1 rRNA gene is annotated in these 255 nt (G+C 54.1%); it reads right to left on the bottom strand.

Going from position 1 to position 255, the window contains the following annotated elements:
• Nucleotides 1-255: ribosomal RNA gene (locus tag GM672_RS28090) — 16S ribosomal RNA — on the bottom strand; the annotation flags it as partial.

Raw genomic sequence — 255 nt, 5'->3', positions numbered from 1 at the left:
GTGGCTGGTCGTCCTCTCAGACCAGCTACTGATCGATGCCTTGGTAGGCCTTTACCCTACCAACTAGCTAATCAGATATCGGCCGCTCCAGGAGCACAAGGCCTTGCGGTCCCCTGCTTTCATCCTTGGATCGTATGCGGTATTAGCGTAACTTTCGCTACGTTATCCCCCACTCTTGGGTACGTTCCGATATATTACTCACCCGTTCGCCACTCGTCAGCGGAGCAAGCTCCCTGTTACCGTTCGACTTGCATG

Source organism: Pseudoduganella buxea, assembly GCF_009720835.1.
Classification (GTDB): Bacteria; Pseudomonadota; Gammaproteobacteria; order Burkholderiales; family Burkholderiaceae_D; genus Rugamonas; species Rugamonas buxea.
The sequence above is the reverse complement of the archived record's forward strand: the minus strand, read 5'-3'. Positions and strand labels throughout refer to the sequence as shown.